Source organism: Corynebacterium lubricantis DSM 45231 (genome assembly GCF_000379425.1).
GTDB lineage: Bacteria > Actinomycetota > Actinomycetes > Mycobacteriales > Mycobacteriaceae > Corynebacterium > Corynebacterium lubricantis.
The window spans coordinates 13,073-37,952 of record NZ_KB902236.1 but is presented as its reverse complement, the minus strand read 5'-3'; the positions used below and the strand labels follow the sequence as shown (position 1 = coordinate 37,952).

Annotated in this window: 27 protein-coding genes and 1 riboswitch; of the genes, 25 read left to right on the top strand and 2 right to left on the bottom strand. The window is 60.6% G+C overall.

Features of this window, described 5'->3' with window-relative positions; translation table 11 throughout:
- The first annotated feature begins 20 nt into the window (after nucleotides 1-20).
- Both A37O_RS0112585 and A37O_RS0112580 read left to right on the top strand, forming a co-directional pair.
- Nucleotides 21-1,274, top strand: a complete 1,254-nt coding sequence (locus A37O_RS0112585; protein WP_018297861.1) for a sensor histidine kinase — start codon at nucleotides 21-23, stop codon at nucleotides 1,272-1,274.
- Complete coding sequence (locus A37O_RS0112580) at nucleotides 1,271-1,963, top strand: response regulator transcription factor (RefSeq protein ID WP_018297860.1); 693 nt, start codon at nucleotides 1,271-1,273, stop codon at nucleotides 1,961-1,963. The genes A37O_RS0112585 and A37O_RS0112580 overlap by 4 nt, the downstream gene beginning before the upstream one ends.
- A gap of 24 nt (nucleotides 1,964-1,987) precedes the next feature.
- On the opposite strand, the gene A37O_RS0112575 is transcribed toward A37O_RS0112580, so the two are convergent.
- The gene (locus A37O_RS0112575; RefSeq protein WP_018297859.1) at nucleotides 1,988-2,866 is read right to left on the bottom strand and encodes a DUF3109 family protein; all 879 of its coding nucleotides are present in this window, start codon (nucleotides 2,864-2,866) and stop codon (nucleotides 1,988-1,990) included.
- Between the two features lie 34 nt (nucleotides 2,867-2,900).
- On the opposite strand from A37O_RS0112575, the gene A37O_RS0112570 reads away from it, so the two are divergent.
- The 5 genes from A37O_RS0112570 to A37O_RS16295 all read left to right on the top strand — a co-directional run bounded on the left by A37O_RS0112570 (nucleotide 2,901) and on the right by A37O_RS16295 (nucleotide 6,360).
- A complete protein-coding gene (locus A37O_RS0112570; RefSeq protein ID WP_033378207.1) occupies nucleotides 2,901-3,845 on the top strand; it encodes a Ppx/GppA family phosphatase in 945 nt (314 codons plus the stop codon).
- Nucleotides 3,846-4,808 (top strand): hypothetical protein, encoded by a 963-nt coding sequence (locus A37O_RS0112565; protein ID WP_018297857.1) that lies wholly within the window; start codon nucleotides 3,846-3,848, stop codon nucleotides 4,806-4,808.
- Nucleotides 4,809-4,848: 40 nt separating this feature from the next.
- Complete coding sequence (gene proC, locus A37O_RS0112560) at nucleotides 4,849-5,664, top strand: pyrroline-5-carboxylate reductase (RefSeq protein ID WP_018297856.1); 816 nt, start codon at nucleotides 4,849-4,851, stop codon at nucleotides 5,662-5,664.
- A gap of 143 nt (nucleotides 5,665-5,807) precedes the next feature.
- The gene (locus A37O_RS0112555) at nucleotides 5,808-5,999 is read left to right on the top strand and encodes a helix-turn-helix domain-containing protein (RefSeq protein ID WP_018297855.1); all 192 of its coding nucleotides are present in this window, start codon (nucleotides 5,808-5,810) and stop codon (nucleotides 5,997-5,999) included.
- Nucleotides 6,000-6,258: 259 nt separating this feature from the next.
- Nucleotides 6,259-6,360, top strand: a complete 102-nt coding sequence (locus tag A37O_RS16295) for a 30S ribosomal protein bS22 (RefSeq protein ID WP_012359487.1) — start codon at nucleotides 6,259-6,261, stop codon at nucleotides 6,358-6,360.
- A 63-nt stretch (nucleotides 6,361-6,423) separates the two neighbouring features.
- Here A37O_RS16295 and A37O_RS0112545 read toward each other — a convergent pair whose 3' ends face one another.
- Nucleotides 6,424-7,464, bottom strand: a complete 1,041-nt coding sequence (locus A37O_RS0112545; protein WP_018297854.1) for an HAD-IB family hydrolase — start codon at nucleotides 7,462-7,464, stop codon at nucleotides 6,424-6,426.
- A gap of 117 nt (nucleotides 7,465-7,581) precedes the next feature.
- Between A37O_RS0112545 and A37O_RS0112540 the strand changes: the two genes are divergently transcribed.
- From A37O_RS0112540 to A37O_RS0112455, 18 genes are all read left to right on the top strand, one after another.
- Nucleotides 7,582-7,803, top strand: a complete 222-nt coding sequence (locus A37O_RS0112540) for a glutaredoxin family protein (RefSeq protein ID WP_051077998.1) — start codon at nucleotides 7,582-7,584, stop codon at nucleotides 7,801-7,803.
- 80 nt (nucleotides 7,804-7,883) lie between these two features.
- Nucleotides 7,884-9,218: a glutamyl-tRNA reductase gene (locus tag A37O_RS0112535; protein ID WP_083912662.1), complete on the top strand. Its 1,335-nt coding sequence runs from the start codon at nucleotides 7,884-7,886 to the stop codon at nucleotides 9,216-9,218.
- Nucleotides 9,219-10,100, top strand: coding sequence for a hydroxymethylbilane synthase (gene hemC / locus A37O_RS0112530; RefSeq protein ID WP_018297851.1), 882 nt, complete (start codon nucleotides 9,219-9,221; stop codon nucleotides 10,098-10,100). It begins immediately after the preceding gene.
- Nucleotides 10,101-10,102: 2 nt separating this feature from the next.
- Nucleotides 10,103-10,462, top strand: coding sequence for a hypothetical protein (locus tag A37O_RS0112525; protein ID WP_018297850.1), 360 nt, complete (start codon nucleotides 10,103-10,105; stop codon nucleotides 10,460-10,462).
- A gap of 341 nt (nucleotides 10,463-10,803) precedes the next feature.
- Entirely contained in the window at nucleotides 10,804-12,513 is a 1,710-nt protein-coding gene (locus tag A37O_RS0112520; RefSeq protein WP_018297849.1) for a bifunctional uroporphyrinogen-III C-methyltransferase/uroporphyrinogen-III synthase, read from the top strand.
- A 43-nt stretch (nucleotides 12,514-12,556) separates the two neighbouring features.
- Nucleotides 12,557-13,555, top strand: coding sequence for a porphobilinogen synthase (gene hemB / locus A37O_RS0112515; protein ID WP_026196357.1), 999 nt, complete (start codon nucleotides 12,557-12,559; stop codon nucleotides 13,553-13,555).
- Nucleotides 13,552-14,223, top strand: a complete 672-nt coding sequence (locus A37O_RS0112510; RefSeq protein WP_018297847.1) for a hypothetical protein — start codon at nucleotides 13,552-13,554, stop codon at nucleotides 14,221-14,223. The genes hemB and A37O_RS0112510 overlap by 4 nt, the downstream gene beginning before the upstream one ends.
- Complete coding sequence (locus A37O_RS0112505) at nucleotides 14,223-14,705, top strand: hypothetical protein (RefSeq protein ID WP_018297846.1); 483 nt, start codon at nucleotides 14,223-14,225, stop codon at nucleotides 14,703-14,705. The genes A37O_RS0112510 and A37O_RS0112505 overlap by 1 nt, the downstream gene beginning before the upstream one ends.
- A gap of 42 nt (nucleotides 14,706-14,747) precedes the next feature.
- Nucleotides 14,748-17,339, top strand: a complete 2,592-nt coding sequence (locus A37O_RS0112500) for a heavy metal translocating P-type ATPase (protein WP_018297845.1) — start codon at nucleotides 14,748-14,750, stop codon at nucleotides 17,337-17,339.
- 3 nt (nucleotides 17,340-17,342) lie between these two features.
- On the top strand, nucleotides 17,343-18,263 hold the full coding sequence (locus A37O_RS0112495) for an endonuclease/exonuclease/phosphatase family protein (RefSeq protein ID WP_018297844.1): 921 nt from the start codon (nucleotides 17,343-17,345) through the stop codon (nucleotides 18,261-18,263).
- A 10-nt stretch (nucleotides 18,264-18,273) separates the two neighbouring features.
- Nucleotides 18,274-18,624: a VOC family protein gene (locus tag A37O_RS0112490; RefSeq protein ID WP_018297843.1), complete on the top strand. Its 351-nt coding sequence runs from the start codon at nucleotides 18,274-18,276 to the stop codon at nucleotides 18,622-18,624.
- Nucleotides 18,625-18,669: 45 nt separating this feature from the next.
- Complete coding sequence (hemE, locus tag A37O_RS0112485) at nucleotides 18,670-19,716, top strand: uroporphyrinogen decarboxylase (RefSeq protein WP_026196356.1); 1,047 nt, start codon at nucleotides 18,670-18,672, stop codon at nucleotides 19,714-19,716.
- Nucleotides 19,717-19,737: 21 nt separating this feature from the next.
- Nucleotides 19,738-21,114 carry a protoporphyrinogen oxidase gene (locus tag A37O_RS0112480; protein ID WP_018297841.1) on the top strand — a complete coding sequence of 459 codons (1,377 nt, stop codon included), beginning with the start codon at nucleotides 19,738-19,740 and terminating at the stop codon, nucleotides 21,112-21,114.
- A gap of 11 nt (nucleotides 21,115-21,125) precedes the next feature.
- Nucleotides 21,126-21,890 (top strand): DedA family protein, encoded by a 765-nt coding sequence (locus tag A37O_RS0112475; protein ID WP_018297840.1) that lies wholly within the window; start codon nucleotides 21,126-21,128, stop codon nucleotides 21,888-21,890.
- A 35-nt stretch (nucleotides 21,891-21,925) separates the two neighbouring features.
- Nucleotides 21,926-21,994, top strand: a riboswitch (guanidine-III (ykkC-III) riboswitch).
- Between the two features lie 8 nt (nucleotides 21,995-22,002).
- Nucleotides 22,003-22,317, top strand: coding sequence for a DMT family transporter (locus tag A37O_RS0112470; protein WP_018297839.1), 315 nt, complete (start codon nucleotides 22,003-22,005; stop codon nucleotides 22,315-22,317).
- Between the two features lie 52 nt (nucleotides 22,318-22,369).
- Nucleotides 22,370-23,695, top strand: coding sequence for a glutamate-1-semialdehyde 2,1-aminomutase (hemL, locus tag A37O_RS0112465; protein WP_018297838.1), 1,326 nt, complete (start codon nucleotides 22,370-22,372; stop codon nucleotides 23,693-23,695).
- Between the two features lie 6 nt (nucleotides 23,696-23,701).
- On the top strand, nucleotides 23,702-24,310 hold the full coding sequence (locus A37O_RS0112460) for a histidine phosphatase family protein (RefSeq protein ID WP_018297837.1): 609 nt from the start codon (nucleotides 23,702-23,704) through the stop codon (nucleotides 24,308-24,310).
- Nucleotide 24,311: 1 nt separating this feature from the next.
- The gene (locus A37O_RS0112455; RefSeq protein WP_018297836.1) at nucleotides 24,312-24,878 is read left to right on the top strand and encodes a TlpA disulfide reductase family protein; all 567 of its coding nucleotides are present in this window, start codon (nucleotides 24,312-24,314) and stop codon (nucleotides 24,876-24,878) included.
- The last annotated feature ends 2 nt before the right edge of the window (nucleotides 24,879-24,880 follow it).

The window sequence follows — 24,880 nt, the reverse complement described above, 5'->3', positions numbered from 1 at the left end:
AGTTTCTTAAACTAACTTTGGTGTCCACTGTTCTTGCTTTCGTTTTAGGTGTCGTCCTTACCGTGGCCGCGATTCCCGTGGTCCGGTGGGTCAACGAGTGGCGTGACCGCGCGCGTAATTCGGCGAGCCTGCAAGACAGTCGTGTCACCACGGTCAGTCAGGTTCTACACCTCGTAGTCCAGGGCGCTCCGACCGCAATTACTGTGGTGGACCGCGCTGGCGAGGTGATTTTGTCTAATTCTCGCGCGCACGAGATGGCCATCGTGCACGATCGCACTCTCAATCCCGAGGTGTGGGTCGTCGGCCAGGAAGTCTTCGAAGACTTAGAAACGCGCACCATTGATCTTGCTATGCCCCGTCGTTCCACTGGCAACCGAGTGTCCGACGTGAAGGCCTTGATCAAGCCGTTGACGCTGGTAGATAACTACTTCATCATCGTCTACGGCACGGACGAGTCGGAGAATGTCCGCATGGAGTCCGCTCGCCGCGACTTCGTGGCCAACGTCTCGCATGAGCTGAAAACCCCAGTGGGTGGTATGTCGCTGTTGGCCGAGGCACTCCTGCAGGACCCGAATGATCCCGACATGGTGGAGTACTTCGGCAATAAATTGCTCAATGAGTCGCACCGCATGGCGGAGCTGATCACGGAACTCATCAGCCTGTCGAAGCTTCAGGGCGCCGAGGCGCTGCCGGAGATGATGCCTGTCAAGGTCGACGAAGTTATCGACGAAGCCATGTCACGCAATCAAATCAGTGCGGACAACGCGGGCATCAAACTCACCCGCGGCGATCGTACTGGGGTCGAGGTGATGGGGGATCGGCCGATGTTGGTTATGGCGGTGTCTAACCTGATTTCGAATGCGGTGAACTATTCGTCGGAGTCGCAGCCGGTCAGTATCACTCAGAAGATCGTGCGGGAAAATGTCATTCTCATCCGTGTCACAGACCGCGGCATTGGCATCGAGCCCGAGAACCAAAAGCGCGTATTCGAGCGGTTTTTCCGCGTCGACAAGGCACGATCTCGCCAAACCGGGGGCACCGGTTTGGGCCTAGCTATTGTTAAGCATGTGGTTGCAAACCATAGCGGTAATATTAAGTTGTGGTCTCGTCCTGGTACGGGATCTACATTTACAATTGAACTTCCCATTTATGTTCCAGAGCCGGAGCCCGAGCAGTTAGAGCTTTTGGAGGAAGACGATCAACCGTCAACTCCTACATTCCGGGAAGCGGTAACTCGTGCAACTGCACGGAGGAAAGAAAAGGAGAAGCAATGACGACGACAATCCTCATCGTTGAAGACGAGGAATCGCTCGCAGACCCGCTGGCGTATTTGCTGCGAAAAGAGGGCTTTGAAGCCATCGTCGCACCAGATGGTCGGACAGCTCTGGAGGAGTTTGATGCTAACGACGTCGATTTGGTTCTCCTCGATCTGATGCTCCCCGGCATGTCGGGAACCGATGTGTGCAAGCAGCTCCGCGCAGTTTCAATGGTGCCTATCATCATGGTCACGGCTCGCGATTCGGAGATCGATAAGGTTGTCGGCCTCGAGCTCGGCGCCGACGATTACGTGACCAAGCCGTACTCGTCCCGCGAGCTCATCGCGCGCATTCGCGCCGTCCTGCGTCGCGGCCCCGAGGCCGAGGAAACAGAGGAGTCAGAGGATCAGATCCTCGAAGGCGGTCGCGTCAAGATGGACGTTGAACGGCACACAGTGCTTGTCGACGACCAACCGGTTCCCATGCCACTGAAGGAGTTCGACCTGCTGGAGTACTTGCTCCGCAATGCAGGTCGCGTGCTCACTCGTGGCCAGCTGATCGATCGGATCTGGGGCGCAGATTATGTCGGCGACACCAAGACCTTGGACGTTCACGTCAAGCGTTTGCGCTCCAAGATCGAGGTGGAGCCTTCCCGCCCGAAGCAGTTGGTTACTGTCCGCGGGCTCGGCTACAAGTTCGAGGCCTAACCGAATGCCGTAGGCCCGAAGGGCCTACCCCCGAGCATCCTTCTCGGCCGCCAGTGCGGTGGCTGGGTGCACGGACTTGAACTTGCTGGGTAGTTCGGCGCGGTTCCGGCAGTGTTCGGCCACGTACTCATACGGTTTGTCGCCAATGAGTTGACGCAACTCTTGCTCCATCGATTGCCACACTGGCACCCCGCCGGTGTGGCAATCGCTGTCTCCGGTGCACCACCAGTCGAAGTCTTCGCCACCCCCGCCCCATTGGCGACGGTCGTATTCGCCGATCGTGGTGCGCAGGATTTCCTGACCGTCGGAACGTTCTTCCCACGCATCTTCGCGGGAAAATGGCACCTGCCAGCACACTTCCGGCTTCGAAGAGATGATGTTGCGGCCCTCTGCCATTGCCCATTGGTGCAGCGCGCACCCAGGTCCGGCGCCGGTTGATCGTCGATTAGCGAAAATGCATGCCCCGTCGACGCGCGCCGTCTTCAGCGACGGTTCGTCCTCGTCATCGTCCCATTCGAGCCAAGGCTCGAGGATCGCGGGGTTGGCGGCCTCGATGTAGCTGTCCACGTCCTCGGGGCGCAGCTCCCAATACTTTGCGGGCATTTCGGCGACGGCATTGTAGAGCTCATCGCGGTCGGTTTCGTCAGACAGGTAAGCGCCGTGAATGCAGCAGCCGACGACGGGCAGATTCTCGTCGATTCCATGGCAAGCAGACGTGCCAAAACGACACTGCCACGTGGACTCTACCCAGGTCAGATCGATGGAAAAGTAGTGGTGGGGGTCATCGGGAAGGTTGAACTCGAGCCATTCCCGGGCAAAATCGGGCGGTACTTCGCGCCCAGCGAGGATGGATTTTCCCGCAGGAGATTGTGCGGGAAATCCAAGAAACACAGGTTGATTCACACTTCCCAACGGTAGACCGTCTACCCTAGAACGTGTGAGACTAGGTGTATTAGATGTGGGCAGCAACACCGTTCATCTTGTTGCAGTAGACGCCCGGGCCGGCGGACGCCCTTCGCCGATGAGCGACTGGAAGCAGTCGTTGCGGCTTGTAGAGATGCTTGACGACGATGGCGCTATCGACGACAAGGGCATAAACAAGCTCACTAGCGCGGTTGAAGAAGCCGCTGATCTAGCCACGAAGCTCAAGTGCGTTGAGATGGTGCCGATTGCTACTTCGGCAGTGCGCTCCGCAACGAACTCCGATGAGGTTCTTGACCACGTGGCGAAGCAAACCGGCGTTCGCCTGGAGGTCCTTTCGGGAGAAGAGGAAGCACACCTCACCTTCTTAGCCGCGCGACGCTGGTACGGATGGTCGGCTGGTCGCATCACAAACCTCGATATCGGGGGTGGCTCTCTGGAGTTGTCCACCGGTAACGACGAGGTGCCGGACCTCGCGGTGTCCCTCGACCTCGGTGCGGGCCGTTTGACCCACGAGTGGTTTGATACCGATCCGCCTGAGCGCAAGAAGATTAATGCACTGCGCGATTTTATTGACGCTGAGCTTTCAGAACCTGCGCAACAGTTCGCGGCCCTGGGCCCAGCGGGGCATGCGGTGGCGACCTCGAAGACGTTTAGGACCCTGGCGCGCCTCACCGGTGCGGCGCCTTCCTCGGATGGTCCGTTCGTGAAACGTACACTAACAGCGCCAGGTTTGCGTCAACTTATTGCCTTTATCTCTCGCATGACTGCGGCAGATCGTGCAGAGTTAGAAGGGATCAGTTCCGATAGGTCGCATCAGATTGTTGCGGGCGCGTTGGTTGCTGAGGCTTCCATGCGAGCATTGAAGCTTGATAGTTTAGAAATCTGTCCTTGGGCATTGCGCGAAGGGGTCATCCTGAGGCGTATTGATAAGGGACTCGACGGAGGAGATGACGAGTAGATGTCAGACGATGACAAGCAATTGACAGTCGCCGAGCTTCTCGCCCGCGCGCAAAAAGATCAGCCAGAAGGTGAACGCCCTCGCCGACGCCGACGTCGCAGCCTCGAAGAGGGTGGCATCTCGGTTGCTGAGCTGACCGGGTCGATTCCGAAGGTCGAGAAGCGCCCTGCGGAGGCGAAGCACTCTTCCGTCCCATTGGATGCCGAGGAGACTCCCACGCCCGCGCCTGTTAAGAAGCCTGAACCTGCGAAAAAGCCGGAACCAGCCAAGGCAGCTGAGCCTGCCAAAAAGCCAGAACCTGCGAAGAAGCCGGAGCCGGTCAAGGCAGCAGACAACTCGGCACTGGCCGACGAGACTCGCGAGATCCGCAAGGTAGAAGGCGACATCCGCCCGAAGGACAAGGCCACCGCGCCGAAGTCTGCGAAGGCAGCGGGAACAGCAGCAGCCGGAGCGGCTGGAGCAGCTGGGGTTGCAGGTGCAACCAAGGGCGCAGAGGCTAAGAGCGCTGCAGCAGCGGCCAAGTCTTCACCGAGTATCGAGGAAACCGGCGAACTTCAGGCGATCAAGGATGAGCACCTGGCGCACGATTTCGAAGCCGATGCTCGCGCGAAGGACTCTGCCCAGCTAGAAAAGTGGCAGGACGACGCAGACACCGATCAAGACGTCGACCAAGACCTGGACCATGATCTCGACGACGAAGACGAAGGCGGCCTCAACGGCTTCGCCCTCATCGGCCTGATCCTGGCCGGTCTCGTGATTGGCGTTCTGGTCTTCCTCGGGTTTGAGTACCTCTGGCAGCGCCTCAACGCTTGGCTGGTTGTCGCATTGGCAATCGTCGTCACGCTCATCATGATGGGTGTCGTTAAGGCGATGCGCACCGAGCGCGACGGCTTCTCCATGGGTCTTGCCGGCGTCGTCGGTCTGCTGATGACCTTCGGCCCAGGCCTGCTCGTTTACCTATAAAAATTCTCATTGCCTGGCATCATGTGGCACCCTTGATGCCATGAACAAGATTGCAGTACTTGGTGGCGGTCAGATCGGCGAGGCATTGATCTCGGGTCTGATCTCCGCAGGACATGATCCGAAGAGCATTACGGTCACGAATCGTCGCGAAGCACGAGGCGAAGAGCTTGCGGACCGCTACGGGGTCTATCCCACAACTGATAATGAAGAGGCCGCGTCGAACGCAGACGTGGTCTTTTTGTGCGTAAAGCCCGCGGGCATCCTCGCCGTGATCGAAGAGATTGCGGAAACCATCGCAAGCAACGATGTGTCCACGATGGTCGTGTCCATGGCAGCGGGCATCAGCTTGGAGCGCATGGAAGATGCGATCCCGGCTGCCGGTACCCCCGTATTGAGGGTCATGCCGAATACGTCGATGCTCGTCGGCAAAGGCGTCTGTGCGCTCAGCCCGGGCAAGCATGTCTCCCAAGAGCAGACCGAGGCCGTTGTGGGGCTGCTGGAGGCTACAGGGACGGTTGTGGTTGTCCCTGAGTCGCAGATGGATGCCGTGACAGCCGTGTCCGGTTCCGGCCCGGCCTATATCTTCCTCGTTGCAGAAGCGCTTATCGACGCAGGTGTCTCCCTCGGCCTGACCCGCGACGTTGCCCGCGACCTGACGAACGCGACCATCGCGGGTGCCGGAGCCATGCTCGATCAAGAAGGGGCAGACCCGGTGGCATTGCGCGCCGGGGTGTCGTCGCCAGCGGGCACTACGGTCGCCGCAATTCGGGAACTTGAGGAATCAGGCCTCCGTGGCGCGTTTTATCGGGCCCTGGAAAAGAACGCTCAGCGCTCTCGTGAGCTGGGCGGACGCTAGAAGCTGAAAATTTCTTGTACGAAATGTTGCACTTAGGTCGCAAGAGTCACACGGTTCACGCTAGACTAGTCCAGGCACGTGCGTGTTCGTCCTGTGGGAGGGGAAGCCTACAGCGCGCCACTTGCTGAAGGGTTAACTAACATATGGCAAACGAAGATAAAGGTAAGTTCCTCACCGTCGCAGAGGTCGCAGAGATCATGCGCGTCTCCAAGATGACGGTGTATCGCTTGGTTCACTCCGGTGAGCTGCCAGCAGTCCGCGTGGGACGGTCGTTCCGCGTGCACGAATCGGCAGTGACCGAGTACCTCGATTCGTCTGTGTACGACGTCGGGTAATCACTCGGACAACCATCGCGTTGGGCTTATAAGCGCAACTGGGGCACCCACTTTCTCTGGGCATGTTTAATAGCATGTCGCAGGGTCGGTGGGTGCCCCAGTTTTATTCGCAGGTGTAGTCGGTTGTATGCTTGTGAGACGTTCGTGTTGACGAATGGCGATTGTTTGAGTGTGCACCTCAAGCTGGGCGCCACGGAAGTGGAAGGCCGCGCCCTCACAACACTTATTTGTACGTACAACTAAGAATTGAGGAAACCTTATGGGTTCAGTTATTAAGAAGCGTCGCAAGCGCATGTCGAAGAAGAAGCACCGCAAGATGCTGAAGCGTACTCGCGTGCAGCGTCGCAAGCTGGGCAAGTAAATCTACTTGCTTGACGCACTCAATCCCGGTCAACCACACCTTGTGGCCTGACCGGGATTGTTTTTATTTCGACCGCTTGCGCAGGCGCTTCCAGCCTGCCAAGGAAAATGCCGCAGTGACAAGCGCCGGCACGCCCCAGGTGCGCACAGCACGACGCATATTGCGATAATCGCGCACAGTCCAGCCGCGGCGCTCGGCTTCTGCCTTGAGCGGTTTATCCGGGTTGATGGCCACAGGTGTGCCCACCATGGTCAGCATGGGAATGTCGTTGATCGAATCTGAGTAGGCGGTGCACTGCTTCAGGTCAAGGTGTTGGATCGTCGCGAGGGCTGCCACAGCGTGTTTTTTACCGGGACCGTGCAAAATATCGCCCATGAGGCGTCCCGTGAACTTACCGTCCTCCTCTTCGGCAACGGTGCCGAGCGCGCCCGTGAACCCGAAGCGCTCCGCCAGAATCTGCCCGATCTGGACCGGGGTAGCAGAGACAAGCCACACCTGTTGGCCAGCGGCGATGTGCATATTCGCCAGCTCGATGGTCTCGGAATAGCTCTTGCGCAGCATCGAATTATCCACGATCTCCTCGCAGAGCTCGCGCAACAGTGCGACGTCTTTGCCCTTCACGAACTCGAGCGCCTGCTCGCGACCGGATTGCATGTCAGCCGCGTTCTCGCTGCCACTTAAGCGGTAGCGGAGCTGTTTCACAGCAATCGGGACAATTTCGCTGAGCCGGAAATAGCGTTTCCTCGCCAGACCCAGGGCGAACATGATCAACGACGAGCCCTGGATCACCGTATTATCCACGTCAAAGAAGGCCGCGGCCTGGGTGTCCTGGGGAATATCGGGATCAGGCGTGGTGATGTGGCGGCTTCCCGCGATGGTGAAGGCACCAGTGACAGAATCGTGTCCCGATTCAAACTCTTCGAGGTCAATGCCAAAAGTTTCCTCAACCGCGGCCGCAGCGGCGGCCTGGCCTGCTTCGCGCTGCGATTCGTCGTCAATCGGCGGAACAGCCGTGTCTTCTAGGAAGCGACGAACATTTCCGCGCGAGGCGGACCAATTAGCCAAGAACTCTTGCGGGCTAGATGGAAAACTCTCCGATGACACGGCCGGGTAGGGTCCTTTCTCGGCGGCGGGTAACCTTACCCATGTTAGGCGGATTGAAAGCGATGCGCCCGGCGAGGAGAAAAGAAGGAGCCTGAAGTGGCAAAGAATGTCGAGCTGATGGTGCGGGAAACCTGCGGATCGTGCGAGCGCGTGGCACAACAAATCGCACCAGTCATTGCTGCCGCCGACGCGACGTTGACACTCGTCGACGTAGACGCAGACCAGGAACTCGCGATGGAATACGGCGACCGCGTCCCTGTTGTAGTGATTAATGGAGAAGAGTTCGCGTGCTGGGAAGTTGACAACGACGAACTAGCTCAGGAGCTCGACCGGAACTAAAGGAACCGACCCCTCTTCGTGACTTTGTGGGCACAGGGGGTATTCTTTGGTTTGATTCTAAAGCTATCTGGAGGACTTACGTGAGTGTGCTTGTTGTGGGAATGTCCCATCGTTCTGCACCCGTCGCGCTACTTGAGCGACTGAGCATGGACGATAATGTTCAGACCCAAACAACCTCGGCGCTGGTCGAGCGGCAATCTTTGTCCGAGGCCATGATCATTTCCACCTGTAACCGCCTTGAGGTGTACACGGTCACCAACGCCTTCCATACCGGGGTGCAGGACGTCGTCGACGTCCTCGAGGAGATCTCCGGTGTGGGCGAGGAGGAGCTGCGCGGCTACCTTTACGTGCGCTACGCGGATGCCGCAGCCGAGCACATGATGACGGTGGCCTCGGGCCTGGATTCGATGGTGGTTGGCGAGCAGCAGATCATCGGCCAGGTTCGCACCTCCTATCAAGACGCACAAGAGCGCGGCACCGTCGGCCCAGGCCTGCACGCGCTCGCGCAGACCTCGTTGCGCGCAGGCAAGCGGGTCCACGCAGAGACAGAGATTGACGACGAAGGCGCCTCCATGGTCACCTACGCCCTGGATGAAGCAGAAGCTGCCATGGGCATCGACGATTTCAAGGGCAAGACCGCACTCGTCCTCGGAGCAGGCGCGATGGCCTCCCTCGCCGCGACGCATCTGGGCAAGCGGGGGATTGACAAGCTGATCATCGCCAACCGCACCCGCTCGCGCGCCGAGCGCCTCGCCGAGCACTCTCGTGAGGCAGGTGTTGCCGCCGAGGTCGTGGATTTCGAAGCCCGCGCTGGTGCTCTTGGCCGCGTCGATGTCGCGGTCTCTGCCACCGCGACCGACGAGTACACCATTACTGCCGATGATATTTCCGGCCCCGTAATGCTGGTCGATCTGTCTCTGCCTCGCGATATCGACGACAACGTCACCACCCGCGAGGGTGTGCAGCTGGTCAATATCGAATACCTCCACGAAAAGCGCAAGGGCGGGGATGCGGAATCAGAGGCACACCGCGTCGCTGAGGCGATTATTGAAGAGGAGCTGGCCAGCTACTCCTCGTCGCAACGCGTACGCGACGTCACGCCTGCCGTGACACAGCTGCGACGTTCCGCGGCCTCGCTTGTCGACGAGGAATACCGCCGACTGCAATCTAAGCTGCCTCACCTGGATGAAGAGGAGCTGCGCGAGGTCGCCCGCAGCATGAAGCGCGTGGTGGACAAGCTGCTGCATAAGCCCACCGTGAAGGTCAAGGAATGGGCTGCGGGCGATGGTATGATTTCTTATTCCTCGGCGTTGCAAGAACTCTTTGACCTGCCAGTACAAACCGCGCCACCCGTTTCCGTGGATGCGCAGAAGCTGCCCGGGCTCGATGAGCTTGACGGACAAAAGGAGAAGTAGATGCTGAAAATTGGTACCCGTGGTTCGAAGCTTGCCACCACCCAGGCAGGCCACCAGCGCGACGCGATGAATGCCGCAGGGTTTGAGACCGAGCTGCATATCGTGACCACCGCCGGCGATGTGAACATGGCGCCGGTGGAGCGCATCGGTGTCGGTGTGTTTACCGCTGCTCTACGCGAGGCCCTTTTTAATGGCGAGTGCGACATTGCCGTGCACTCCTTCAAGGATCTGCCCACCGCGCACGAGCCCCGCACGCACCTGATTACTCCGGTCCGGGAGGATCGTCGTGAAGCGTTGATCGCCCGCGACGGACTCACCCTGGACACGCTGCCCGAGGGCGCCCGCGTGGGTACCTCTGCGCCGCGCCGCATCTCCCAGCTCAAGGCACACCGCCCTGACCTGGACATTTGCCCGCTGCGCGGCAATATTGAGACGCGGATGGGCAAGGTCACCGATGGCGAACTCGACGCCGTGGTCCTGGCGTACGCCGGTCTCTCACGCGTGGGGCTCGGCGATCGTGCCACCCAGATCTTTGATCCGACCGTGATCATGCCGGCACCCGCGCAGGGCGCACTCGCCGTCGAGGCACGGACCGACGATGAGCAGGCACGCTCGGCCATCGATTCGCTTGCCGACGATTCCGTGTACACCGCCGTCTCTGCAGAACGCACCCTGCTCGCCGCCTTGGAAGCCGGCTGCACCGCCCCCGTTGCCTCCTATGCAGAGCTCGATGGCGAGACCATCACCCTGCACGCCGGCGTGTTCTCCCTCGACGGCACAACGCAGCTGGTCGAGACCGCTCAGGGCACGGATCCAATACAATTGGGCCACAATGTGGCAGATTTACTCATTGCGAGGGGTGCAGCGCGTATCATCGGGTAACTATGGCAAGCCTGAGTATCTCTGACGACCGATTGACCGTCACCCTGGACTGGTGGGAGAAGATCGTAGCTAGGCGTTCTCACCTGACCATCCCGCTGCGCTCGATTACTTCAGTGACCTGCGTGGAGAATACTCGGGCAGCCCTGGGGCGTGGCAAGCGCACCTCGGCGACCAACATCCCGCGCCTGACGTATGCGGGCACGATGAACCGCGATATCGACGACCGTGTGCTGGCCATCTGCCATCGCCATAGCGCTGGCATCATGATTGAGCTGAAAGACGCGACGTATTCCGCGATCTTTTTGTCCACGCCGAATGCGAAGGAATATGCGGCGAAGCTGGAGAGCCTGACCTCTCATTAATTGGGGCATTAATTGGGGCCGAAATAGGCTAAAGAACTCAAACCCGACCCGATGTAATTCGGGGTAAGGGGAGGCAGTAAGATAACGCCGTTTTTTGTTTATGGGCTTCCTAAATTAAGGTGTAAATATCATACGTTGATTTAGCGGCTTTGCATCTGGTCCCTTTAGGGCCAATGCGTAGTGTCTAGGTGCTGGTCTTAATGCATCTACCTGCAAATATGTGAAGCTGTTCGACATTCTCTAAAACCCGTAAACCTGCTTGAAATTTTGGCTTGCCAGGCCAAGGCACCCGATCATATCCGTGTGTCTTCCAGTGAGCCCGACTTAGAAAAGAACCGTCTATGACCAAGGCCCCTCAGTCGCCCCAACCGGGAAGAATCATCTTCGTCGGTGCAGGCCCGGGCAACCCTGATCTCCTTACCGTCCGCGCGCGTGAAGTACTAGCAAACAACACCTATGCCGTGGTGGATGCTGATGTACTTCCGGGAGTGCGTGCGGTCATCAGTGAGAACCTTCCCGTGCCGCAGGCCAAGAAGGAGATTGCTCGCAAGGAGTACGAGAAGATCTGCGCCGAAGCGAAGGAAGCGGGCGCGCGTCGCAAACCGCCAAAGCCGGAGGATCCGTCCGCTGCTGAAATAGAAGAGGCAGTTGAAGGTACCGCTGAGGTTGTTGAGCAGCTCAAGCGCGTGGTCCAACTATCCGCGGACGCGATTGCTGAAGGCGAGGCTGGTGACGGCGACGTTATCCGCCTTGTTTCCGGTAACCCGCTGACCCGTGATTCTGTCATGGAGGAAATCTCGGTCATTGCCAGCGCGGGCTTGGAGTTCCAGGTCGTTCCCGGCATGTCTTTGCCCTCGACGGTTCCCTCGTTTGCCGGCATTGGGCTCGGTTCTACGTTCACCGAAGCAGACGTGGCGAACCAGCCAGTGGACTGGGATCAGTTGGCTCAGGCCCCGCAGCCGTTGGTGCTGCAGGCGGAAGCAGCTGACCTGCCCGTGATTTCTGAGGAATTGATGGCGCGCGGATTCGCCGCCACCACTCCCGTCTACGTCACCACCAATGGCACGACTCGTTTGCAGCGTACTTTCGATGCCACCTTGGGCACGCTCGGCAAGTTGGATGCAGATCTGCCCGGTCAGCTCGTGGTCACGTTGGGTACCGCCGTGGATGATCGCACGAAGTACTCGTGGTGGGAGAACCGCCCCTTGTACGGTTGGCGCGTTCTCGTCCCACGCGCGAAAGAGCAGGCAGCGGCCATGTCCACGCGTCTGAGCGGTTACGGTGCGATCCCGCAGTCGGTGCCTACGATTTCTATGGAGCCACCGCGCAATCCGGCACAGATGGACCGTGCGATCAAGGGCATCGTCGAAGGTCGCTACCAGTGGGTCGTATTTACCTCGGTCAACGCGGTCAACGCCGTGTGGGACAAGTTCGAAGAATCCGGCCTCGATGCCCGCTCCTTCGCAGGCGTCCACCTGGCAGCCGTAGGCACCAAGACCGCGGACGCGATCCGCGCGAAGGGCATGACACCTGAGCTGGTCCCGCACCGCAAGAAGCAAAATGCAGCTGGGCTCGTTGAGGTGTTCCCTGAATACGTCGAGGACATCGACCCGGTGTCGCGCGTGCTTCTCCCGCGCGCCGATCTGGGTACCGACGTGCTCGTCGAGGGCCTCCTTGAGCTGGGCTGGGAAGTCGACGATGTCGTCGCCTACCGCACGGTGCGTGCGGCCCCACCTGCACCGGAGGTGCGCGACATGATCAAGTCGGGCGGCTTCGACGCCGTGTGCTTTACCTCGGCCTCGACGGTGAAGAACCTCGTCGGCATCGCCGGCAAGCCGCACCAGCGCACCATCATCGCCTGCATCGGGCCGATGACGGCGGCGGAGGCACGTGAGCAAGGTTTGCGCGTCGACGTCGTACCTGAGGTCGCAGACGTTCCTTCGCTTGTCGACGCGCTCGCCGACCACGTTGCCACTCTGCGTGCAGCGGGGCAGCTGCCTCCTCCACGCAAGAAGCGCCGGGCACGACGCAAGAGCGTGGAAAGCGTCTAGCGGGAGCTTGCTGGGGAAACAGGTGGCGGTAGGATAGAACACCGTGAGTACTTTTGATTTCCCCCGCCGCCCTCGTCGTCTTCGTCAAAACCCCGCAATGCGTGAGCTGGTTGCTGAAACCCGCCTCCACCCGGCGGATTTTATCCTGCCCATGTTTGTCGCAGACGGCATCGATGAGAAGAAGGAAATCTCGTCGATGCCAGGCGTGTACCAGCACACCACCGATTCCCTTCTGCGCGCCGTGGAAGAAGCAGCGGAGGCGGGAATCAAAAGCGTGGATCTATTCGGCGTCCCGCTCGACGCCGACAAGGACGCCCAGGGTTCGGTGTCCTGGGACCCAGAAGGTGTATTGAACCGCAACCTCACCCGTCTGCGGGAAGAATTCGGCGATGACATGTTAATCATGGCAGATACCTGCCTGGATGAATTTACCGATCACGGTCACTGCGGAGTCCTGTCCACCGACCGGCACGGCAACACCATCGTGGACAACGATGCCACCTTGGACAATTACCAGCGCATGGCTGTGGCCCAGGCAGAGGCTGGCGCCCACATTGTCAGCCCATCGGGCATGATGGACGGCCAAATCGAGGCCATCCGCGCAGCACTGGATGAGAAGGGTTTCCAGGACGTCGCCATCATGGCGTACTCCGCGAAGTACGCGTCTGCCTTCTTCGGTCCTTTCCGCGAAGCAGTGGGCTCCTCACTGCAGGGCGACCGTCGTACCTACCAGCAGGATCCCGCCAACGTGCGCGAGTCGCTTCTCGAGGTCCAGATGGACATCGATGAGGGAGCGGACTTTGTCATGGTGAAGCCGGCAATGCCGTACTTAGATGTGCTGACCAAGGTTGCAGAAATCTCGCCTGTCCCGGTTGCCGCGTACCAAGTGTCTGGCGAGTATGCGATGATCCAGGCAGCTGGCCGCAACGGCTGGGTTGACCTGGATGCCGTGATGATGGAGTCGCTCATGTCCATTAAGCGCGCGGGTGCGAATCAAATCCTGACCTATTTCGCCGTCGATGCAGCAAAGGCACTTTCATGACAGAAGCCCCAACGACACCCTCCTCGGAAGCGGCACCGCAGCCGCCACCAGCAGAGCAAATCCCAACACAAACACCTGCACCGAAGAAGCCCGAGATGCCGGAAACCGTCCGCGCAGTGGTTCTCGTGTGGGCCATTGCCATCGGCGGTGAGCTCATCCACCAGCTCTTCAGCATCATCTCCAGCATCGTCGACCCTTCCGCGCTGCGCCGGGCTGCGAACGAATCGGCGGATCAGAGTACTGCGGATGGTGCAGCGGTACCTGACTCGGTAGTCAACATGTCGGTCTACCTCTCCATCGGCGTCATGGCGGTAATCACCCTGGCGATCGTCGGACTGTTGACCTGGATGCTTGTCCTCTTCGCGCGTCGGCATAAGTGGGCGGGCTATGCCAGGCGGCTGCTGTATCTTTTCTCCTTCTTCTTCGCCTTCCGCCTCCTGCTCGTATTTATGACCACCTCGGTCGCCTCGGATATTCCTGTGTGGCTGGTTGCCACCGACGGTGCGGTGCAAATTGCAGTTGCCGTCGCCGCGATTTGTGGCATCATTCTTGCGGGACGCGAAGAAGTCTTAAAGTGGACTGGCGAAGACGAAGACTTGAAAAAGCTTCTGCAAGCACGCGAAGAAAAAGAAAAACAAAAGAACGATAAGTCAGGAAAGAGCAATTAATGCCGTCGATGTTTCCTTCGTTTAGTGCCCACCCGGACGACCGGAACCGGCGCTATGACGAACCCGAGGTCGGCGACGACTGGCCTCGCAGCCTGCAAATCGGTTTCTGGCTCATCGTTGCAGGCGCGATCATGATGGTGCTCACCGCGATGCTCATGGTGGCAGCCGGATTCCCCGGTGACCCCGCCGACACCGAACTGCGTGATGCCTACATGCGCAACATGTGGTTCATGGCAATTTTCAACGTCATAGTTGCCTTGGTTATGGGTGGTGCCGCCTCCTATTTGCGCAAGGGTTCGAAGAACGCGCGCCGCGTTGTCGCGGTGTGCATCGCATTGGCATGTTTTTTCAACGCTTTGGCGTTTGCCCTGCGTGTTGGCGCACTTTCGATGATGGTGATCGTGGTGCTCCTGGCTTTTGCTGCACTATTTATTTTCCGCCCCACCGCGAACGCGTATATTTCTGCTCAGAGCAATAAGTAGGCAATAAGTAGCAGCAGATTCCACAGGAAGGCAGGACTCGTTGTGACTGCTTCCGAGCAAGACAAGACGACACAGGCCATTGACGTGGCAGTGGACGCGGCGCGCCGGGCTGGCATCAATATCGATCGCGATGCGGAGCTGTCCCTCGATGTTGAGAACCGCCCCAAGGTCTCCTATTCCTTCGAGCTGACCAATCTGCCTGACGCCCCCGACGTCGGCGACATTGAGCGCGCGTTGGAGGAACTCCCCGGCGTGCACGCGCGTCTTGTCCACCCGCAGAAAACGGTGTGGGTGACAGCCCCCGATATCACCGATCCCTCCGAGCTCGTTCGCGTCATCGAACAGTTCGGCGTGAGCGCAACGATGTCGGAGACATCGTTGCGGCGTCGGATCGCATGGGTTAGGGCGCCAGAGACAGTCGCTTATCGACGATCCACTCGTGGTTCCACGGGCATGTCGGCTTCGCTGCGCCGCCATCAAAACGACGAAGCGAAAGCACTCGAGTCTGCACGCTCGGCCGGTTTCTTGAAAGAATCCGCCAACCAAGCTCGACGCGATACCCACAGCACCGACGTGCTGTACACGGCCCGCAACCTGATCACACCCCTGCGGTTGATCATCGCCTTGTTGTTCTCCATCCCGGTGGTGTTGGTGTCCTACTTCAAGGATCTGCAGTTCCCGGGTTGGCAGTGGGCAGCCCTGGCCGCTGCGACCCCGGTGGTGCTGTGGTGTGCGTGGCCCTTCCACCGCGCGTTAGTCGGCGGGGTCCGCAGGGGATTGACCGCGCTGGACGGTGCGAGTTCGCTGGCAATTATCGTGGCTTATATCTGGTCGATCGTGTTGCTCGTGGCCACCCCGGCAGGAGAGATCGGCTGGACCTCCGAGCCCAAGCTGTTGGCCTTTAACCACAGCACGCTGGCAGACGGTGAGCTCTTCCTTGACGTCGCCTGCGGCATGACAGTTCTCCTGCTCGCGGGCAGGCTGTGGACGATGAGGGCGCGGCCGAGCTTTGTCGAAGAAATAGACAAGCAGCGCGTCGATCCGGCAACCCTGGTCAAAGTCAGCCAGCGAAACCGCTCGACGGGTGCGGTGACCCAATCGAAGGTGCCATTGGCAGAGGTTAACCCCGGCGACGACATCGCATTGCGGGCGGGCGACATCATCCCCGTGGACGGCAATGTCATTGGTGGATCCTGCACGCTGGACCCGGGAATCGTCGATACGCGAGAAAACACCAAGGTCAAGGTCGGCGCCGAAGTTTATGCCGGCGCCCAGATCATCTCGGGGAAGATTAAGGTCCGCGTCGAGCGCACGGGTCACCGCACGCGCCTGGCGGCGATCCGTCGCTGGGTGCAGGAGGCGGCTGAGCATCAAAACCATGCGACGTTCCTCTCGACCCGGACTGCGTCGTGGTTAATTCCAGTGGCGGTCGTACTCGCCATTGTCGATTTCATCGCGTGGGCCGCGTTGACCAACAACTTCAATGCCGCGATGGCCACGGCGCTGGCGGTGCTCGCCTCAGTGGCCCCGACCGCGCTCGCATTGTCACCTTCGCTCGCGGTACGCCTCGGGCTAGAATCCGCCGCGCGCAACGGCATCATGGTGCGCGATGGCTCGACGCTGCGCCGCCTGGATCGGGTGGACACGGTGATTTTTAACCGCGTGGGCACCCTGGTGGAGCCGGGGATGTACGTCGAATCGGTTGTTGCCGAGCGCGGAGAGAACCCCGACATGGTGCTGCGCGTCGCCGGCGCGCTGTCGATGGAATCGGACCACCCAGTCTCCCAGGCACTCGTCCGCGCGGCGCGAGAAGCCCGCGATCACGCCTCCGACGACACTGAGGTCCCACACTGGATCGAGGTCTCCCACTTTGAGTCCGGGGCGGACGGCAGCTTTAAGGCACGCATCGACATCACCACGAAGGATGCCCGCGGCGAGGACCAAGTCCACCAAGTTGAGGCGATGCTGTGGCGTCCCACCAACCTGTCCCGTCTGCGCGGGCGCCTCGCCGCCGCCGCAACTTCGGGCGGCACCCCGATCGTGGTGCGCTGGAAGGGCAAGGACCGTGGCGTGATCACTCTCTATGACCCAGTGAAAGATGACGCAGGGGAGTCGGTCGATCGTCTCGAAGAAATGGGCATCGAAACCGTCATGCTCTCCCGCGACATCTACCCAGTCGCGCGACGCTTCGCAGACCACCTGGGCATTTCCACGGTGCTCGCCGGCATCGAACCCAAGGACAAACCCGGTGCGGTGCGCGCCATGCACACCCAAGGCGCATGCGTGGCCACAGTCGGAGACCTATCCGTCCTCCCGTCGCTGCGGGCCTCCGATGTGGGTGTGCTGGTCAGCGCGGGGGAGAATCTCGACCTCGGGCGCGACCTGAGGCGCGAGCTTTCCCTTGTCGTGCTTCGCGACGATGTCGCTGCCATCCCGCAGCTCATCGAGCAGGCACGCCGCGTGTGCTCGGTAATCGACCGCAACATCGTTGTGTCGTGGATTTACAACCTCACCGTGATGGCCGTGGCCGTCTCCGGTGTGCTGCACCCCATGGTCGCAACGGTGCTCATGCTTGGTGCGTCCTTGTTTGTTGAGGCGCGTTCTGTTTCCGTGAAGAAATTCCCGCGCGACTAGTAGATGATCTCGATTCTTCTCTGGGGGCTGGCCGTCCTCACATTGGTGCTCGCGCTTCTACCAGGTCCGCTGAGCACGGTTCCCGGATTCGCGCATGTGCTGGCCTTCCCCCACATCTCTGGCGCGCTGCTGATCATCGCGATCGTGTTCGTGGTGTGGAAAACCCGCAGGTGGCGCCTGCCCGCCACAGCAGTGGTGCTGGCAGCCGCCCTGCTCGTAATGTTCCCCGCTGCCTCACCGCTGGTGTCGGCACCGAGTGGCGCACCAGCTTCCGGCGGAGAGAGCCGACCGCTGACGATCGTGTCCTTTAACTCGAAGCACACGTTCACGGCGAAGGATTTCGAACAGCTGCAGGGCCGCTTCCACCCAGATGTGTACGTGTTGCCCGAGACGGATCTGAAACGCGCCGAGATCGCTCTGCGCGGCTCCAACTTCCAGATTTTCGTTTCTGGTGACGGTCGCACGAGTGTGGCGGTGGCTTCGTCGCTAAGCGACTACGTGCAGGTCGACGCGCCTGACATTACCTTTGGGGCCGTCGCGCTTGAGCACGCTTCGCTGCCCACGATTGTTGGCCTGCACTCCGCACCGCCGCTGCCGGATCTGATGGGGCAGTGGCGCGACGACCTGCAACGAGTTGGGGAGTTCGACGGTGGGGAGAACCTCATCGTGGCGGGGGATTTCAACGCGACGCTGCGCCACGGCACCCTCGGCGAACGCGAAAACCTGGTGGATGCCTTCCAAGAGTGCGGCTCGAAGAAGGGGTCGTGGCCCGCCGCGCTGCCGAGCCTGATGCGCACGCAGATTGACCACGTGTTCGTCTCCCCGGAGATCCATGTGGCCAGGTGCGAGGCCGTGGAAATCGGGCGCTCGGATCACCTTGCTTTAGCTGTGACTCTTGCGTTGCAGGGTGAGAATTCGGGCTAGAATTGCTGCCATGGCCAACAAATACCTGGACTCTGTCATCCCTGTCCTTGCTGTGAACAAACTCAGCGAAGTACACGAATTTTATAAGAGCATCTTCGGCGAAACCGATATCGAACCCGCCGAAGGCGTTGCCGAGTGGGAAGTTGTCGAGGGCCACTATATCCAGGTCACCGAGATCCCCGAGCGTGCCGGGAAGAACGCGGTAGTGGTCGGGTGCACCGATATTGCAGCGTTCGTCGCCGAACTGCGCGAGAAAAACATCGAGGTGTCGGATCCCGTGGACTACGGTGTGGTCATTGTCGCGGTGACCACCGACCCGGCGGGCAACGAGATCCAGTTCGCTCAGGTGGTTGACGAATAGGGGCGCGGTTTCCTAATCTCAAACTTTTGAACCACAATGGTGAACATGAATCGACGCGACCTGAATAACGCTCCGCTGCTTGAGGCCGCCCACGGCCGGACCCCATCGCGCACCCCAGTTTGGTTTATGCGCCAGGCTGGGCGTTCGCTGCCTGAATACAAGAAGGCGCGCGAAGGCGTGTCCATGCTGGACTCCTGCTTTATGCCCGAGCTTTTGGCCGAGATCACGATGCAGCCCGTGCGCCGCCACGATGTGGATGCCGCGATCTTGTTCTCTGACATCGTGGTGCCGCTGCGCGCCGCCGGTGTCGGGGTGGAAATCGTACCGGGCCGCGGCCCCGTGATGGACAAGGCCATCACCACCCGCGCCGACGTGGATGCGCTGCCCATTCTGGACCATGAGGTCACCGAAATTTCCCAGGGCATCGAGATTATTCTCGACGAGCTCACCGACACCCAGGCCCTAATCGGCTTTGTTGGCGCACCGTTTACCCTGGCCAGCTACCTGGTCGAAGGCGGCCCCTCGAAGAACCACGAGAAGACCAAGGCCATGATGCACGCGGAGCCAGAGACCTGGCACGCCTTGATGCAGCGCCTAGTGCCCACCATCGTGACGTTCTTGCGCACCCAGGTCGAGGCCGGCATCGACGCGATGCAGCTCTTCGATTCCTGGGCGGGCTTCCTCACAGAGCGCGATTACCGCGAGCACGTGCTGCCTTATTCCGTGGAGATCCTTGAGTCCGTTGCGGGCGAGATCCCTCGCATCCACTTTGGTGTCTCCACCGGCGAGATCCTCGGTGCGATGAGCGAGGCCGGCAGCGAGGTCATGGGCGTGGACTGGCGCGTCCCACTGGACAAGGCCGCCACCCGCTTTGCTCAACCACGCGTGCTCCAGGGCAACCTCGACCCCGCGATGCTCTTCGCCGGCACCGACGTCGTGCGCTCCGAGGTTGAACGCATCAAGTCCGAGGCACAGGCCGCAATCGACGCAGGCACCGCCACCGGCCACATCTTCAACCTGGGCCACGGGGTTCTGCCCAACACGGACCCCGATGCGATCACCGAAGCGGTGCGCATCATCCACGAAAACTAATTTTTACTTCGGGAGCAACACATGAACTTTGCCATCATCGGCGCCGGCCTTGCAGGATTGACCAGTGCGTATGAGATCCGCAAGCAGCACGCGGACGCCACCATCGATGTCTACGAGGCCACCGACCGCATTGGTGGCAAACTTTTCACCGTCCCCTTCCAAGCAGGCCCCACCGACATGGGCGCCGAGGCCTTCCTCTACCGCCGCAAAGATGCCGTGGAATTCTTCGCCGAGCTCGGACTCACCGACTCGATCGTCTTCCCCTCGGGCATGAAATCCCTGGTCTACACCGGCGGTGCGACCCAACCGCTGCCCGCGGGCGGCGTCATGGGCATCCCGGCGTCGTCGGAGCCGCTGGCGCATGTGGTCAGCACAGAGACAGCAGCGCGTATCGACGACGAAGCCAACCAGCCAGGCATCGACTGGCCAGTAGGGGGCGACCTCAACGTCGGAACACTCGTGCGCGCACGCCTCGGCGACGAGGTAGCCGACCACGTCGTCTCTGCACTTTTGGGTGGCGTGTACTCGTGTACCGCGGATGACCTCGGCGTGCGCGCCACCATGCCCGCCTTGGCAGAAGAGCTTGACCGCCTGGTCGAGGCAGGGGAGCAAGCCACCCTGACCGGGGCCGTGCGCAACCTTGCTGCGGACAAGACCAAGTCCGATGAGCCGGTCTTCGGCACATTCAAAGGCGGCTACACCGAGCTCTATGAAACCCTGGCGGAGAAGTCCGGCGCCGATATCTACGTCGACGCGTTTGTCTCAGGCATTGAGAAGACCGACGGTGGCTACAAGATCACCGGCGGTCAGGACACCATCTACGACCGCGTGTTGATTGCTACCCCGGCACCGACCACCGCACTGTTACTGAAGAAGGTGGCACCTGAGGCCTCTGAGACACTCAAGGCAGTGAAGCTGGCGGATTCCGCCCTCGTCGGTATGCGCTTCGAATCAGCTGAGGGCCTGCCCGATAACTCCGGAGTGCTGGTCGCCTCTGATGAGCCCGACGTGCACGCGAAGGCATTTACCTTCTCCTCGAAGAAGTGGCCGCACATCGGTGATCGGGGTGGGGCACTCGTGCGCGCCAGCTTCGGGCGCTTCGGCGATACCACCGCCTTGCGTGCCAGCGAGGACGACCTGGTTGATTGGGCGCTCGACGACCTAGAGAAGATCACCGGATTCGACGGCCGGGCCGCTGGCCTCGAGGAGATCTATGTACAGCGCTGGTTCGGCGGGCTGCCACGCTATAACGAAACCCACCTGGCCACAGTCGAAGAAGTCCGCGGGCATCTGGCAGGGGTCGCGGGCATCGATGTGACCGGCGCCTGGGCAGGCGGGGTAGGAGTGCCCGCCGTGATCGCGGACGCCAAGTCCGCTGCTGCCCGCATTTCCGAGTAAGTTGAGTACGCATGGCAGATAACCACGATCCGCACGACGAGATTCCCGCCGAAGCTTCCGCTGATGCCAACACAGAGGCGGAGCCCGAATGGTGGGAAGAACCCGGCATGCCGTGGAACAAAAAGCCCGGCAGAGCCGATTATTGGTGCCTGGGCTGGATCGGGTTCATCGGGCTGTTCGGCATGGCCATGATCCCGCTGCGCGCGTGGCTTCTGGGCTTGGATCCGCAGGTCATGCTCGCACTGACTGGTTCGCGCATTGGTGCGGCCTCGACAGGTGCGCTCGCAGCTGTTGGTGAGGCACCGAACTGGATCTGGTACCTGCTCATCGGCTCGCTGGTGGCCATCAAGTTCGACTGGGTCTACTGGTGGGCGGGCAAACTCTGGGGCCGCGGCATGCTGGATGTGTACGCGGAACAATCGCCACGCACGCACCGCAATATTCAGCGCGTGGAGCGCTGGACAGCAAAACTCGGCTGGGTAGGCATCTTCCTGGCCTATGTGCCGATTCCCCTGCCGATCGCACTGGTGGTCTTCGTCATGAGCGGCGCCACCGGCATGGGCGTGCGCAAGTTCATGGTGCTCAACTTCATCTCGAAAACCATCTGGTCGCTGGGCTATTTCGCCCTGGGCTACGCCATCGGCGAGCCGGTTGTGTTCGTGCTCGAGCAGTACCAGCGGGTGGCCAACTGGATCGCCATCGGCCTTGTCGTGGTGATCTTCGCGTCGGTGTTCTTCAAGCAGTCGAAGAGCGAGAAGAAGGCGGAGCAAGCGTAAGTCGTCGTCAAGCAATCTTTTGCTAGGCTCTTGTCTGTGTGCCGCTAACGCTGCGGTGCGTCGGACGAGGGAGCCGTACCCGACCACACGACAAGACGGCCAGAAAGGTCCCATGAATTGGGTAATTCTGATCGGTTCCGGACTCTTCGAGGCAGCGTGGGCAAACGCGCTGGGTCGCTCGGAGGGATTTACTAAACTCTGGCCCACAATCATCTTCGCCGTCACCGTGGTGATCTCCATGGGAGGTCTGGCGTGGGCCATGAAAACCATTCCCGTTGGTACCGCCTACGCGGTCTGGGCTGGTGTTGGCGCGACCGCCACGGTGATCATTTCCATGGCCACAGGCCAGGAATCGGCCACCATTCTCAAGGTGGTTTTCCTCGCCATGATCATCGGCGGCATCGTGGGATTAAAGATGGTTGCCTAGGACACACTTGGCGGGCTGTGAGTCCGCGAGGCGAACACCTACAATAGAGCGCATGACTGCCCGAGAACTGACCTCTCATAACACCCAGAAGTCCCAAGCACTCTTTGAAAAAGCAGTGCAAGTAACCCCGGGTGGTGTGAACTCCCCAGTTAGGGCCTTCGGCTCCGTTGGTGGACATGCCCGTTTCATCGAATCCGCACAGGGTTCCCAGCTGACCGACGTAGACGGCAACAAATACGTTGACCTAGTGAACTCGTGGGGTCCGATGATCCACGGCAACGCGCACCCAGAGATCCTGGCCGCCGTTGAAGCCGCGGCGAAGAAGGGTCTCTCCTTCGGCGCCCCGACCGAGGCCGAAATCGACTTGGCGCAGGCCATCATCGATCGCACCAGCGTCGAAGAAGTACGCCTAGTCAACTCCGGCACCGAGGCCACCATGTCCGCCGTGCGCCTGGCCCGCGGATTTACCGGGCGAGCAAAATTACTGAAGTTCGAGGGCTGCTACCACGGACACGTCGACGCGCTACTGGCCTCGGCGGGTTCCGGTGTGGCCACCTTCGCGCTGCCGGATTCCCCAGGTGTGACCGGCGCTCAGGCGGCCGATACCATCGTCGTTCCTTATAACGACCTCGACGCCGTACGCGCGGTATTCGCGGAGCACCCCGGCGAGATCGCAGCCATTATCACCGAGGGTGCCGCCGGCAACATGGGCACCGTCGCCCCAGAGCCAGGCTTCAACGCCGCGCTGAAGGAGATCGCACATGCCGACGGTGCACTGCTAGTTATCGACGAGGTCATGACCGGATTCCGTACCTCCTACTCCGGCTGGTACGGCGTAGACGAGGTCGCCGGCGACCTCACCACCTTCGGCAAGGTCGTCTCCGGTGGCCTGCCCGCGGCAGCATTTGGAGGTCGCGCCGACATCATGGGCCACCTCGCACCCAACGGTCCCGTGTATCAGGCGGGCACGCTCTCGGGTAACCCTGTGGCCATGGCTGCGGGCCTGGCCTCGCTGCGCCTGGCCAGCAAGGACATCTACGCCATCCTTACGGCGAACGCCGACATGCTGGAGAAGCTGATCACCGAGGCACTCGATCGCGAAGGCGTGGCGCACCACATTCAGCGCGCCTCCACCATGCTGTCCGTGCGCTTCGCGGAAGGGGAGGGCCGCAACTTCGCGGATATGCAGGCTGCGGACACGTTCCGTTTCGCACCTTTCTTCCACGCGCTGCTCGATCACGGCGTCTACGCACCACCGAGCGCGTTCGAGACCTGGTTTGTCTCCACGGCACTTAACGACGCGGACTACGAGCGCATCGAGGCCGCGCTGAAGCCAGCCGCTCAAGCCGCCGCGGCCGCGACACCTGAAGGGGAATAATCAGCCATGACCACCACACTTGTCCACCTGGTGCGCCACGGTGAAGTCCACAACCCGAAGAAGATCCTTTACGGACGCCTGCCCGGGTACTACCTCTCGTCGCGAGGCAAGTCCATGGCCGCGGCCACCGCGAAGTCCTTCACCGGCCACGACGTGACCCACCTTGTGGCCAGCCCGATGGAGCGCGCGCAGGAGACTGCACTTCCGTTTGCCGAGGTCACCGGCCTGGACATCGCCACCGACCACGACCTGATCGAATCCGGCAACCAGTTCGAGGGCCTGCGTACCAAGGGGTGGCGCTCCCAGCTGCTCAACCCGATTCGGTGGCGTTTGATGCGCGATCCTTCCATTCCTTCCTGGGGCGAGCCCTACGACGACGTCCTGGCGCGCATGATGGATGCCATCGAGCGCGCGCGCTTAAGCGCCGAGGGCCACGAGGCCATCTTGGTGTCCCACCAGCTGCCGATTGTCATGGTGCAGCGCGCCATCGCCGAAAAGCCACTGCCTCACAATCCGTTGGACCGTCAGTGCGATCTAGCGAGTGTGACTTCTCTGCTGTTTCGTGATGAAATACTGACAGATTCTTTCTACTCAACCCCGGCTCGAGAAATTTGAGATGCGTAATCGTTTAACTTTGGTGGCAACCCTTTCTGTGGTGGCCCTCGGCCTGACTGCGTGCAGCCAGCCGGAGGCCCAATCGGAAACCTTCGCCTTCCATACCCCTGGTGGTCAGGTGGAAATCTTCTACGACGAGGCGGAACGCGTGCCTTTACAAGAGTTTTCCGGCGAGTCCCTCATGGAAGAGGGCTCCACCATCAACCTGTCGGATTTCGAAGGCAAGGTTGTTGTCCTCAACGCATGGGGGCAGTGGTGCGGGCCGTGCCGCGCAGAGGTCGACGATTTGCAGCGTGCGCATGAATCGCTTGGCGACGATGGCACCGTCCTTGGTATTAATGTCCGCGATTACAACCCGCAGATCGCCAGGGACTTCGTCACCGATAATGGCGTGACCTACCCGTCGGTCTATGACCCACCGTTTAAAACAGCGGGCGCGCTCGGTGGCGTACCTACCTCGGTCATCCCCACCACGATCATCCTGGACCGTGAGCACCGTCCGGCCGCAGTATTCCTGCGTGAAGTGTCCGACCAAGACATCCTCGACGTGACGGATCAGCTGATTTAACC

Excerpts from the sequence above, each read along its gene's own strand:
- A37O_RS0112580 (WP_018297860.1), top strand. The coding sequence starts at position 1,271 with ATGACGACGACAATCCTCATCGTTGAAGACGAGGAATCGCTCGCAGAC.
- A37O_RS0112565 (WP_018297857.1), top strand. The coding sequence starts at position 3,846 with ATGTCAGACGATGACAAGCAATTGACAGTCGCCGAGCTTCTCGCCCGC.
- proC (WP_018297856.1), top strand. The coding sequence starts at position 4,849 with ATGAACAAGATTGCAGTACTTGGTGGCGGTCAGATCGGCGAGGCATTG.
- A37O_RS0112555 (WP_018297855.1), top strand. The coding sequence starts at position 5,808 with ATGGCAAACGAAGATAAAGGTAAGTTCCTCACCGTCGCAGAGGTCGCA.
- A37O_RS16295 (WP_012359487.1), top strand. The coding sequence starts at position 6,259 with ATGGGTTCAGTTATTAAGAAGCGTCGCAAGCGCATGTCGAAGAAGAAG.
- A37O_RS0112540 (WP_051077998.1), top strand. The coding sequence starts at position 7,582 with ATGGTGCGGGAAACCTGCGGATCGTGCGAGCGCGTGGCACAACAAATC.
- hemC (WP_018297851.1), top strand. The coding sequence starts at position 9,219 with ATGCTGAAAATTGGTACCCGTGGTTCGAAGCTTGCCACCACCCAGGCA.
- A37O_RS0112525 (WP_018297850.1), top strand. The coding sequence starts at position 10,103 with ATGGCAAGCCTGAGTATCTCTGACGACCGATTGACCGTCACCCTGGAC.
- A37O_RS0112520 (WP_018297849.1), top strand. The coding sequence starts at position 10,804 with ATGACCAAGGCCCCTCAGTCGCCCCAACCGGGAAGAATCATCTTCGTC.
- A37O_RS0112510 (WP_018297847.1), top strand. The coding sequence starts at position 13,552 with ATGACAGAAGCCCCAACGACACCCTCCTCGGAAGCGGCACCGCAGCCG.
- A37O_RS0112505 (WP_018297846.1), top strand. The coding sequence starts at position 14,223 with ATGCCGTCGATGTTTCCTTCGTTTAGTGCCCACCCGGACGACCGGAAC.
- A37O_RS0112495 (WP_018297844.1), top strand. The coding sequence starts at position 17,343 with ATGATCTCGATTCTTCTCTGGGGGCTGGCCGTCCTCACATTGGTGCTC.
- A37O_RS0112490 (WP_018297843.1), top strand. The coding sequence starts at position 18,274 with ATGGCCAACAAATACCTGGACTCTGTCATCCCTGTCCTTGCTGTGAAC.
- hemE (WP_026196356.1), top strand. The coding sequence starts at position 18,670 with ATGAATCGACGCGACCTGAATAACGCTCCGCTGCTTGAGGCCGCCCAC.
- A37O_RS0112480 (WP_018297841.1), top strand. The coding sequence starts at position 19,738 with ATGAACTTTGCCATCATCGGCGCCGGCCTTGCAGGATTGACCAGTGCG.
- A37O_RS0112475 (WP_018297840.1), top strand. The coding sequence starts at position 21,126 with ATGGCAGATAACCACGATCCGCACGACGAGATTCCCGCCGAAGCTTCC.
- A37O_RS0112470 (WP_018297839.1), top strand. The coding sequence starts at position 22,003 with ATGAATTGGGTAATTCTGATCGGTTCCGGACTCTTCGAGGCAGCGTGG.
- hemL (WP_018297838.1), top strand. The coding sequence starts at position 22,370 with ATGACTGCCCGAGAACTGACCTCTCATAACACCCAGAAGTCCCAAGCA.
- A37O_RS0112460 (WP_018297837.1), top strand. The coding sequence starts at position 23,702 with ATGACCACCACACTTGTCCACCTGGTGCGCCACGGTGAAGTCCACAAC.
- A37O_RS0112455 (WP_018297836.1), top strand. The coding sequence starts at position 24,312 with ATGCGTAATCGTTTAACTTTGGTGGCAACCCTTTCTGTGGTGGCCCTC.